9 protein-coding genes and 1 pseudogene are annotated in these 10,909 nt (G+C 38.5%); 8 read left to right on the top strand and 2 right to left on the bottom strand.

Going from position 1 to position 10,909, the window contains the following annotated elements:
* Positions 1-137: 137 nt before the first annotated feature.
* A pseudogene (locus tag P7J58_RS05360) lies at positions 138-925 on the bottom strand (hypothetical protein).
* A 195-nt stretch (positions 926-1,120) separates the two neighbouring features.
* Between P7J58_RS05360 and P7J58_RS05355 the strand changes: the two are divergent.
* On the top strand, positions 1,121-2,806 hold the full coding sequence (locus P7J58_RS05355) for an AAA family ATPase (protein ID WP_408555833.1): 1,686 nt from the start codon (positions 1,121-1,123) through the stop codon (positions 2,804-2,806).
* Positions 2,803-3,852 carry a 5-methylcytosine-specific restriction endonuclease system specificity protein McrC gene (gene mcrC / locus P7J58_RS05350; protein ID WP_408555834.1) on the top strand — a complete coding sequence of 350 codons (1,050 nt, stop codon included), beginning with the start codon at positions 2,803-2,805 and terminating at the stop codon, positions 3,850-3,852. The genes P7J58_RS05355 and mcrC overlap by 4 nt, the downstream gene beginning before the upstream one ends.
* Positions 3,853-4,053: 201 nt before the next feature.
* Here the strand turns inward: mcrC and guaA are convergent, their stop codons facing one another.
* Positions 4,054-5,604: a glutamine-hydrolyzing GMP synthase gene (gene guaA, locus P7J58_RS05345; protein WP_408555835.1), complete on the bottom strand. Its 1,551-nt coding sequence runs from the start codon at positions 5,602-5,604 to the stop codon at positions 4,054-4,056.
* Between the two features lie 275 nt (positions 5,605-5,879).
* Here guaA and P7J58_RS05340 point away from each other — a divergent pair, with 275 nt between their 5' ends.
* The 6 genes from P7J58_RS05340 (at position 5,880) to P7J58_RS05315 (ending at position 10,793) form a co-directional block, all read left to right on the top strand.
* The gene (locus P7J58_RS05340) at positions 5,880-6,578 is read left to right on the top strand and encodes a GntR family transcriptional regulator (RefSeq protein ID WP_002943214.1); all 699 of its coding nucleotides are present in this window, start codon (positions 5,880-5,882) and stop codon (positions 6,576-6,578) included.
* A 103-nt stretch (positions 6,579-6,681) separates the two neighbouring features.
* Complete coding sequence (locus P7J58_RS05335) at positions 6,682-7,014, top strand: putative DNA-binding protein (RefSeq protein WP_002935001.1); 333 nt, start codon at positions 6,682-6,684, stop codon at positions 7,012-7,014.
* A gap of 12 nt (positions 7,015-7,026) precedes the next feature.
* A complete protein-coding gene (gene ffh / locus P7J58_RS05330; protein WP_408555836.1) occupies positions 7,027-8,601 on the top strand; it encodes a signal recognition particle protein in 1,575 nt (524 codons plus the stop codon).
* Between the two features lie 194 nt (positions 8,602-8,795).
* Positions 8,796-9,464, top strand: coding sequence for a SatD family protein (locus tag P7J58_RS05325; protein WP_332440581.1), 669 nt, complete (start codon positions 8,796-8,798; stop codon positions 9,462-9,464).
* Between the two features lie 3 nt (positions 9,465-9,467).
* The gene (locus P7J58_RS05320) at positions 9,468-10,208 is read left to right on the top strand and encodes a DUF3307 domain-containing protein (RefSeq protein WP_408555837.1); all 741 of its coding nucleotides are present in this window, start codon (positions 9,468-9,470) and stop codon (positions 10,206-10,208) included.
* 63 nt (positions 10,209-10,271) lie between these two features.
* Positions 10,272-10,793 (top strand): AAA family ATPase, encoded by a 522-nt coding sequence (locus P7J58_RS05315; protein WP_408551769.1) that lies wholly within the window; start codon positions 10,272-10,274, stop codon positions 10,791-10,793.
* Positions 10,794-10,909: the final 116 nt, after the last annotated feature.

Raw genomic sequence — 10,909 nt, 5'->3', positions numbered from 1 at the left:
ATTCTGTTGATGTTATGCAGTTTTCTCAAAGTAACTTCTGGAAGGACGGGAACTAGAACTTACTTTGAGAATTTACCCAAAAATATAAAGAAGCTGGGAAAGACATCCATGACGACTTTCCCACTCCCACCGTTTATTCAAGGATAGGTGATAATTGTCTTATCTACCGAATCTTCTAAAGCCTGGCGCGATTCTTCTGATAAACGCAAATCTGCAAGGGTTTGTTCTGAAAAATAGTAGGGATTTAGACTATCTACAAATGCAGAAATTGAAATGACAGCTTTCTCCAATATCATAGATTTTCAGTGTAAGCAAAGGGAATAGCAGACCAATCATCACTCTCAAACATTTCTAAAATATCTTTTTGAACTTGAATTTCAGCCTCATTTTTAGCTGAAACTAGGATTGTTTTTAGTGTAGCACGAAAACTTTCCTTGTCTTGCACCAAGTCTTCCAAGGTCAGCAAGCTTTCATCTGCCTTCTCATAAAAAATATCTAATTCCGTCTCTGACGAAGTAGTCACATGGAGCCAATCAGCCTTGATACTAGTTTTCATTACTGCATAGGCAGAAGTATTTTCAAAGGGACTGCTGCGCGTTTGAGGATAGAGAACAATCCACTCTTTCTGGAATAGATTGTCAGGTTTAGCTATTTTCAGTTCCTCCTCAGAAGCTGTACCAATCCGCTGGCTGATAGCAGTAGTGTCATCTTGCTGTAAGAATCCAATGATACGCGGATTTTGCGGACCACCAATGGCATCAATTTTTGTTCCCAGATCACTAATAATGCGTATGTTCAAAGCATGAAACTGCTCATTTAATAGTCTATTTTGCTCTTTTCCGAGCCAGTAGATTCCGATACAAGATAGACCAGTGACAATAAGCAAGACAAGTAACAGCACTTTCGAGTATTTCAGCACAGCCATCACACCTTTCTAAAACGTTTTCATCCATATATTATCATATAAAAATATAAAAAGCAACTATTTTATGGTACCACATTAAACGGTTACACAAGTATATAAATTCTAAGTTTACGACAGGAATGTTTAATGATAAAATATAGGTAAATTCGAACTCATAATTTAATAGGTGTAGATACAACACCGTTGGAGGATACTATGGATGAACAAAATCAATTCAATTGGGTAAACTTTTATAAGGAATTTGCTTGGAAATTAGTAGACTATAAAGATAATAGAGCAGAGCTGGTTGAGAAAGTAAAAGCTATCTATACCAAAACCAAGATACATATGCCCACGTTAGAAAAGGACAATCAACTGATAGATATTGATCCTTTTACGATATTTGGACTCTTCAATAAGCAAATAAAAGAGGAGAATCGCATTAAAATTCTGACAGCTATAGCAGAATTATTCAACCTCCAAACGGAAATCCCATCCTCTTTTGAAAGCATACCAGTACTGATGAATCAGAATGCGACTTTCTATTACTTTATCGGAGATCGTGATGAGAAAGATATTGATGACTTATGGGAACTTTTCATTGCTGCTTTGACCTATAGCAAGGAGCCTACGGCTGAGAAGAAAGAAAAATTTTCACACTATTTTGATTTGGCTATAAACAAGAAAGGAAATGGCAACAGCAAGATTACGATGGCCTTGTATTGGATTGCTCCTGACTTTTTCTTGAACTTAGATAGTCAAAATGAAACGTATGTGTATGAGTCTGGGGAGATTCCTGCTGACATTGTCCAAAAATTGCCAAAGATGAAGTCAAAAATTTCTGCTGATGAGTATTTTGATATTTCAGATTCTATACTTCAATATTTAAAGAGTGCAGAGAGCAAACTGAAAAATTTTAAAGAATTATCATCCATGGCTTGGAAATACAATCAAGAAGAGAAAGAAAGAAGTGCTGAAACAATTTCTCCACTGGCTGATGAAGCTGATACTGGAAACGAGATAGGTAGAGAAGAGGTAGTAGAAGATAGCTATACTAAAAATCACTTCCTATCAGAAGTCTATATGACAGAAGAAGAGTATGATCAATTAACCTCCATACTCCAAATGAAAAAGAATATCATCTTACAAGGAGCGCCAGGAGTTGGAAAGACGTTTGTTGCAGAACGCCTAGCATTTTCATTAATGGGTAAACCAGATTTAGAAAGGGTCATGACAATTCAGTTTCACCAAAGCTATTCCTACGAGGACTTCATCATGGGCTTTAGACCTTCGACAAGTGGCTTTGAGCTGAGAAGAGGGGCATTCTATACTTTCTGCAAAAAAGCAGAGTCTGACAAGAATCATGTTTATTTCTTTATTATTGATGAAATAAACAGGGGAAATTTGAGCAAAATTTTTGGTGAATTGTTTATGCTGATAGAAAATGACAAACGAGGCAAGTCTTTACAGCTCCTCTACTCGGATGAGCAATTCTCAATTCCAGAAAATCTATATATCATCGGCATGATGAATACCGCAGATAGGAGTTTAGCCCTACTTGATTATGCACTGAGACGACGCTTTGCCTTCTTTGACATCAAGCCAGGTTTTTCAACTGCGGGATTCAAAGATTATCAAACAAATCTGAAAAACGAAAAATTCGATAGACTCATTTCCTGTGTAGAAAAGCTAAATCAGGCCATTTCAACAGAGGAAGTACTGGGAGATAGCTTCTGTATTGGGCATAGTTACTTCTGCGGTTTATCGGCAGAAGTACTGGACCAAGGTTTGCTAGAAGCCATTGTTGAATATGAACTGATTCCCCTCTTGAAAGAATATTGGTTTGATGAACCGACAAAAATTCATGATTGGAGTAGTAAGTTAAGGAGTGCCATCCAGTGATACCTGTCCAAAATATCTACTATATGCTATCCTACGCATTCAAAATTCTTCATAAGCAGGAATATAAACGGATTGCTACTGAAGAATTTAAAAATGCTGCAGATCTACTGGCGGAAATAATGATAATCAGCCTCTCGATACAGGTGAAAAGAGGACTTGGTCGAGAGTATCGTTCTCAAACCGAGTCACTCTCGACACTTAAAGGTAAAATAAATATCTCTGAATCTTTAACACCTCCGAATTGGCGTAGAAAGCAACTTGTTTGCCAATACGATGATTTTTCTCTTGACAGTAGAATGAATCGCATTATCAAAGCAAACATTGAGATACTGCTAAAAGCTGATATAAGCAGGGACAGGAAAAAGAAATTGAGAAAACTCTTAGTTTTCTTTGGAGAAGTCTCAAAAATTAATATACACTCAATCAATTGGAATTTACAATATAATCGAAACAATCAGTCGTATCAATTACTAATGTCAATCTGCTATTTGATAGTGAATGGATTAATTCATACAGAGAGGGAGGGGAATAAGAAATTGATGAATTTTCTTGATGAGCGGAGGGAATCCTTGCTATATGAGAAGTTCATTCTTGGATATTATAAAAAGCATTATCCCCAAATACAGGTTACCGCCTCTCAGATACCTTGGGCACTAGATGATGGTTTTGGAGAAATGCTCCCCATCATGCAGAGTGATATTTACCTCAAATATAAAGATACTATATTGATTATTGATGCTAAATATTATTCTAGTAACACACAGATTCGCTTTGATAAGCGCACACTCCATTCAAATAATCTATACCAAATTTTTACCTATGTGAAAAATCAGGCTTATCGCCTGTCAGATGCAAACGATACAGTAGCAGGAATGCTTCTATACGCTAAAACAGATATAGATATTCAACCTAATCAGGTCTACCAAATGCATGGAAACCAGATTAGTGTCAAAAATTTGGACTTAAACCTGCAGTTTGCAAGCATTGCTGAACAACTGGATGACATCATTACATCGCATTTTCTATCCCCTCCAAAACGGTACTAGTTAGAGTTTTAAGCTAGAAAACAAAAAAACAATCAAAGTAGTAGCACTAAACTACCCTTTGATTGTTTTTTTATAAGACTCTTTCCTATTTTGGAGTGTCGGGTAAATTGATTTCCCAGATCAGCGACGCTTTCTTGTTTTTTTGGCGTCGGGTAAATTAGTCTTGATAGACTGGCTGATAGAGCCTCTCCCCAGGCTCTATCACTCCCACTCAACTGTTGCTGGTGGTTTACTTGTAATATCATAGACGATGCGGTTGACGTGGTCGACTTCGTTTACGATTCGGACGGAGATTTTTTGAAGAACGTCCCAAGGTAGCTTTGCAAAGTCAGCAGTCATTCCATCGACAGAGGTGATAGCGCGGATGGCGATGGTGTAGTCGTAGGTACGACCATCTCCCATGACACCTACGGAGCGAACGCCAGTATTAACCGTGAAATATTGCCACACATCGCGGTCAAGGCCCGCTTTGGCAATTTCCTCACGCAAGATAGCGTCAGATTCACGAACGGTTTGAAGTTTTTCCTCTGTGATTTCACCCATGACACGAATGGCAAGACCTGGACCTGGGAATGGTTGGCGCCACACGACTTCATCCGGCATACCAAGAGCAGTACCGAGGGTACGAACTTCATCTTTAAAGAGAGTATTGAGCGGTTCAATCAACTTGAACTGCATATCTTCTGGCAGCCCTCCAACGTTGTGGTGGGACTTGATGGTTTCAGCAGTATCTGTTCCAGACTCGATGATATCTGTATAGAGCGTTCCTTGAGCCAAGAATTCCACATCAGTCAGCTTGCTTGCTTCGTCGTCGAAGACGTAAACAAATTCATTACCGATGATTTTACGTTTTTTCTCAGGGTCAGATACGCCTGCTAGAAGGTCTAGGAAACGTTTGGCAGCGTCAACGCGAATAATATTGAGGCCGAACTTGCCACCCAACATCTCCATAACCTGATCGCCTTCATTCTTACGAAGAAGTCCGTGGTCAACGAAGATACAGGTCAATTGGTCACCAATAGCGCGTTGGAGAAGGACACCAACAACTGATGAATCTACACCGCCTGACAAACCAAGCAAGACTTTCTTGTCACCGACTGTTTGACGGATTTTTTCGATTTCTGTTTCAATGAAGTTATCCATTGTCCAGTCGCCCTTAGCACCACAGATACCAAATGCGAAGTTTTTCAAAATATCATTTCCATAAACCGAATGACGAACTTCTGGGTGGAACTGAATACCGTAGATACGGCGTTCTGTGTTTTCAATAGCAGCAAAAGGACAGTCAGCAGAAAGACCAACCAAGTGGAAGTCAGCAGGAATCTCTGTTACAGCATCCCCGTGACTCATGAGAACCAATTGCTCTTCAGGCGTTCCAGCAAACAGAGCTGAATCAGCTTTCAACTGAAGTGTTGATTGACCATACTCACGGTTACCAGCCTCACCAGCAGGAACAACTTTACCACCCAACTTATGAGTGATCAACTGCATGCCGTAGCAAATACCCAAGATTGGAATACCTAATTCAAAGATTTCTGGATCAATATCAAAGGCATTTTCAGCATAAACAGAGTTTGGACCACCTGAAAGAACGATACCGATCGGATTGATGGCACGAACTTCTTCAGCAGTAATTTTGTGATTTTTCAATTCTGAAAAGACACCAAATTCACGAATACGACGTGAAATGAGCTGATTGTATTGGCTACCATAATCCAATACAATAATTTTTTGGACATCTTGTTTTGTCATGTTTTTCCCTTTCGTTTTGAAAAAAATTCAAATACTAGTAGTTAGTTTAACATAAAAGCGAACATTTTCCAAATTTTATTTGTTAAATATCTGTTTTGCAAACTATGAGTGATAATAAAAATGTTAGTGTTCGTATTTTTATTGTTTTTACTCACTTTATTTTAGGTAATCTGACTTCATTGTTTGCCTAGGAGAATTTTACCAATAGAGTGTGGCCTGAATTAGCCAAACGCCTTTATTTTTGGTAAACTAGAAAGAAGAGAAAGGCTAGATAAATGAAAGCAGCATATATCACAATTCACGATAAAATTAAGGAACAAATCGATAACGGAATCTGGAAAATTGGTCAACGTTTACCAAGTGAACGCGATTTAGCAGATGAATTTGGTGTTTCTCGTATGACGCTCCGTCAAGGAATCACACTTTTAGTGGAAGAAGGTATTCTACAACGCAAGATTGGTTCCGGTACTTATGTCGCCAGTACACGGGTTCAAGAAAAGATGCGAGGCACGACTTCCTTTACTGAATTAGTACAACTCCAAGGAAAGACGCCAAGCAGCAAATTATTGTCCTATACACGAACCAAACCTAATGAAAAAGAAGTTGAACAGTTAGGTTTATCCCGTGGCGAGTATGTTATTCGAATGGAGCGGGTCCGCTATGCAGATAATGTTCCCGTCGTGTATGAGGTTGCCAGCATTCCTGAACGCTTGATAAAAAATGTCCCCAAAGAAGATGTTACCAACCATTTCTTTAAAACACTTATGGACAATGGTTATCGAATTGGAACGAGCAAACAAACCATTTTTGCGCGTTTAGCCAATGAAAAAGTGGCTCAATATTTACAAATTTCTAAAAACCAGGCTATTCTCGCACTAAAACAAGTATCTTATCTCGAGGATGGTCAAGCATTTGAATTTGTAAATAGTCAGTATGTTGGGGAACGTTTCGAATTCTATTTAGAAAATAATTAACATAAAAATAATTATGTAAAAATATTTTTAAAATCCGTAATCTTTCTAGTGATGACGGATTTTCTTATTTATAAAATATGGAATTTTTGATATAATAAAGTTTATGGAAATTGAAAAAACCAACCGAATGAATGCCTTATTTGAATTCTATGCAGCCTTGCTGACAGACAAGCAAATGAACTACATTGAGCTATATTATGCAGATGATTATAGTTTGGCTGAGATTGCTGAGGAATTTCAAGTTAGCCGTCAGGCGGTCTATGATAACATTAAACGAACAGAAAAATTACTGGAAGACTACGAGATGAAACTACATATGTATTCTGACTATGTAGTACGTAGCCAGATTTTCGATGAAATACTGAACAAGTATCCAGAAGATGCTTATTTGAAGGAAAAAATCGCTATTCTAACCAGTATTGATAATAGAGAATAAGAGGAGAAGTATATGGCTTTTGAAAGCTTAACAGAACGCTTGCAAAGTGTCTTTAAAAACCTACGTCGTAAGGGAAAAATTTCTGAGAGTGATATTCAGGAAGCAACCAAGGAAATCCGTCTGGCCTTACTAGAAGCTGACGTTGCCTTGCCAGTTGTAAAAGACTTTATCAAGAAGATGCGTGAACGTGCTATCGGTCATGAAGTTATTGACACTCTGAACCCTGCTCAACAAATCATCAAAATCGTTGATGAAGAATTGACGGCTGTATTAGGTTCTGAAACTTCAGAAATTATCAAATCACCAAAAATTCCAACTATCATTATGATGGCTGGATTGCAGGGGGCTGGTAAAACGACCTTCACAGGTAAACTGGCCAACAAACTCAAGCAGGAAGAGAATGCTCGTCCTCTCTTGATTGCTGCCGATATTTACCGTCCAGCTGCCATTGACCAGTTGAAAACCCTTGGTCAGCAAATTGATGTACCTGTATTCGAGTTGGGCAATCAAGTCCCTGCACTGGAGATTGTACGCCAAGGTTTAGAACAAGCCAAAGCTAATCATAATGACTACGTTCTGATTGATACGGCCGGTCGTTTGCAGATTGACCAAGCCCTTATGGCCGAATTGAGAGAAATCAAAGAGTTTGCTCAGCCAAATGAAATCCTCTTGGTCGTCGATGCTATGATTGGTCAGGAAGCTGCCAACGTTGCGCGTGAGTTCAATGATCAACTAGCTATTACTGGTGTGATTTTGACCAAGATTGACGGCGATACACGTGGTGGTGCAGCCTTGTCTGTCCGTCACATTACTGGTCAGCCAATCAAATTCACCGGTACTGGTGAAAAAATCACAGATATTGAAACCTTCCACCCAGACCGTATGTCCTCGCGTATTTTGGGCATGGGCGACATGCTGACCTTGATTGAGAAGGCAAGCAAAGAGTACGACGAGAAGAAATCACTAGAACTCGCTGAAAAAATGCGTGAGAATACCTTTGATTTCAACGATTTCATCGATCAGCTGGACCAGGTTCAAAACATGGGACCAATGGAAGACCTGCTGAAGATGATTCCAGGTATGGCTGGTAACCCAGCCCTTGCCAACTTGAAAGTTGACGAGCGTGAAATTGCACGAAAACGAGCTATCGTATCTTCTATGACACCAGCCGAACGTGAAAATCCTGATTTGTTGACTCCGAGCCGTCGTCGTCGTATTGCTAACGGTTCTGGAAATAGCTTTGTCGAAGTCAATAAATTTATCAAGGATTTCAACCAAGCGAAAACCATGATGCAGGGTGTCATGTCAGGCGACATGAATAAAATGATGAAACAAATGGGAATCAACCCAAATAATCTCCCTAAAAACATGCCAAATATGAACGGTATGGATATGTCTGCTCTGGAAGATATGATGGGCGGTGCAGGCATGACTGATATGAGCCAACTGATGGGAGGAGATGGTATGCCAGACATGTCCCAAATATTTGGAGGCGGTTTGAAAGGTAGAATCGGTGAGTTTGCTATGAAACAAGCCATGAAACGCCAAGCCAATAAAATCAAGAAAGCCAAAAAGAAGAGAAAATAATCTCTTCTTTTTTACTTTTTATTCGAAGAAGTAAGATACAGCAATATAAAATAGAAGTAGCAAGGCATAAAAAATGATTTTTGAACCCCCAACACTTTCCATTATAACGGAAAGGTTCAAAAATGTCCTTTTTAATGGACAATGTTTATAATGTCCGTTATAATGGAAATATAATAGAAATCAGAGGACAAGTTATGAATTATATCGCAATAATAGGAGATATTGTCAATTCAAAACAAACTTCCAACCGCTCTAGTATTCAAGAGCGGCTAAAACAACAGCTGAATAGAATCAATCATTCCTTCGCTCAGGACTTCGCATCGCCATTTACCATTACAAAGGGAGATGAATTTCAAGCCTTATGCAAGCCTAATCCTTATATTTTTTTAATAATTGACCAAATCCAACTAGCCTTTCGTGATGAGGTGGAGATTAGATTTGGAATTGGTTTGGGTGAGATTCTAACAGCTATTGATCCCAAGCTAAGTATCGGAGCAGATGGTCCAGCTTATTGGGAAGCACGCAAGGCTATTGACTTCATTCATGACAACCATGACTATGGCACCAGCAAAATTGCATTTTCATCTGAATACAAGCAAATCGATCGTGTGATTAACCCCTTGCTAACTTCTAGCGATTTCATCAAAGCTGCCTGGAATCGTTCGCAAACGGATCTGTTTGAGACCTTAATCTCCAAAAAAATCTATCAAGAAGAATTCACACAAAAGCCAATTGCTGAGAAAATGAAACTGAGTCAAAGCGCCTTTACCAAACGTTTGAAATCGAGTGGAATAAAACTTTATTTCCGAAATCGAAAAACAGCTATGGATTTAATCCTGCAGCTCAGTCAGAAAGAAGGATAAAGCATGTCATTTTCAGTTATTTCTAGCTATCTTATTCAACATCCAGTTTTAACCGCCTTGCTTATTGCCCACTTTTTAAGTGATTTCACCTTCCAAAGTCAAGCACTGGCGGATGCTAAAAAACTGCATTTGAAAGCTCTTTTCATGCACCTTTTCATTGTTGCTATCCCTCTTCTTATTCTAGCCTTCCTTACCCCCATTCAAAACGGAGATTTATTTTTTCAAGTTTGGCTGAGCCATCTTGCGATTGACTATGTCAAATATTTTCTCAACAAACACCATTGGATAAAGGACTCCTGGGAAGCTGGAGCATTCCTAGCTGATCAATTGCTACATATCATCTCTATCATCATTCTTTATCACACTATCGGTGTTAATGTCGCTTCACACTCACTCTGGATTGAACCAAATTATCTCCTCCTGCAAATCCTTTTTATACTCCTAATCAGCAAGCCCGTCAATATTCTTTTCAAACTCTACTTTAGCAAATATCAGGTAGCGGAAGGAGAAGAAGAGCAGACCGTGACAGGTGCAGGAGCCTTAATTGGTCAATTGGAGCGCCTCATAATGGGAATTTTTCTGCTTCTGGGGCAATACACAGCTATCGGACTGGTATTTACAGCAAAGTCCATCGCACGCTATGATAAAATATCCAAAAGCCAAGCCTTTGCTGAATACTATTTAATTGGTTCGCTATTTAGTATCATTAGCGTCCTAGTATTGTACGTTTTATTGATTTTATAAAAGAAAAAAGTTTGCATAAATTATTTTGTGTAAACTTTTTTGAAAAATTGAAAGGAATACTATATGATTATTTGGTTAAATGGCCCATTCGGTGTCGGAAAGACTACTTTAGCAAATATATTACACAAACGAATAGAAAACTCTTATCTCTATGATCCCGAGTTACTAGGTGATTTCTTACAACATCAATTACCTCAGACTGTATGTCCTGAAGATTTTCAAGATTATTCCGTTTGGCGACAGAGTACTTATAAAATAGTATTTGATTTAGCGACTAAAACTGATAAGATTATTATTATTCCCATGACAATCTATAAGAAAGACTATTATCAGGAGATTATTCAGCAATTGATACAGGATAAGATTCCTTTGGAACATTATATTTTGCTAGCTGACAAAACAACCATTTTGGAACGTTTAGATAATCGAGTCAATGAAGACAACATCTGGGCCAAGAGACATCTTGATGTTTGTTTAAAAGCTTTTGAAAGTCATATTCCGGGGCAAAGGTTAAACACAGACTGTTTGAAGCCAGAAGAGATTGCAAAGGAGATTCTAATGCTCAGTGAGTTTACCGAGGAATAATGTAGATTTTTGGGATTTTGGGTGTGAAAAAAATTTCCAGTTATCTCTCTATCTTTGGTTATATTAAAAATATCCCTACACACATCTTTCCGAAAAACTGTAATTTTCTTGAAACT

The organism is Streptococcus suis, assembly GCF_046032535.1.
Classification (GTDB): Bacteria; Bacillota; Bacilli; order Lactobacillales; family Streptococcaceae; genus Streptococcus; species Streptococcus suis_AK.
Note: the sequence above shows the minus strand (reverse complement) of the source record. Positions and strands in the feature narration are given on the sequence as shown.

Excerpts from the sequence above, each read along its gene's own strand:
- P7J58_RS05355 (WP_408555833.1), top strand. The coding sequence starts at position 1,121 with ATGGATGAACAAAATCAATTCAATTGGGTAAACTTTTATAAGGAATTT.
- guaA (WP_408555835.1), bottom strand. The coding sequence starts at position 5,604 with ATGACAAAACAAGATGTCCAAAAAATTATTGTATTGGATTATGGTAGC.
- P7J58_RS05340 (WP_002943214.1), top strand. The coding sequence starts at position 5,880 with ATGAAAGCAGCATATATCACAATTCACGATAAAATTAAGGAACAAATC.
- P7J58_RS05335 (WP_002935001.1), top strand. The coding sequence starts at position 6,682 with ATGGAAATTGAAAAAACCAACCGAATGAATGCCTTATTTGAATTCTAT.
- ffh (WP_408555836.1), top strand. The coding sequence starts at position 7,027 with ATGGCTTTTGAAAGCTTAACAGAACGCTTGCAAAGTGTCTTTAAAAAC.
- P7J58_RS05325 (WP_332440581.1), top strand. The coding sequence starts at position 8,796 with ATGAATTATATCGCAATAATAGGAGATATTGTCAATTCAAAACAAACT.
- P7J58_RS05320 (WP_408555837.1), top strand. The coding sequence starts at position 9,468 with ATGTCATTTTCAGTTATTTCTAGCTATCTTATTCAACATCCAGTTTTA.
- P7J58_RS05315 (WP_408551769.1), top strand. The coding sequence starts at position 10,272 with ATGATTATTTGGTTAAATGGCCCATTCGGTGTCGGAAAGACTACTTTA.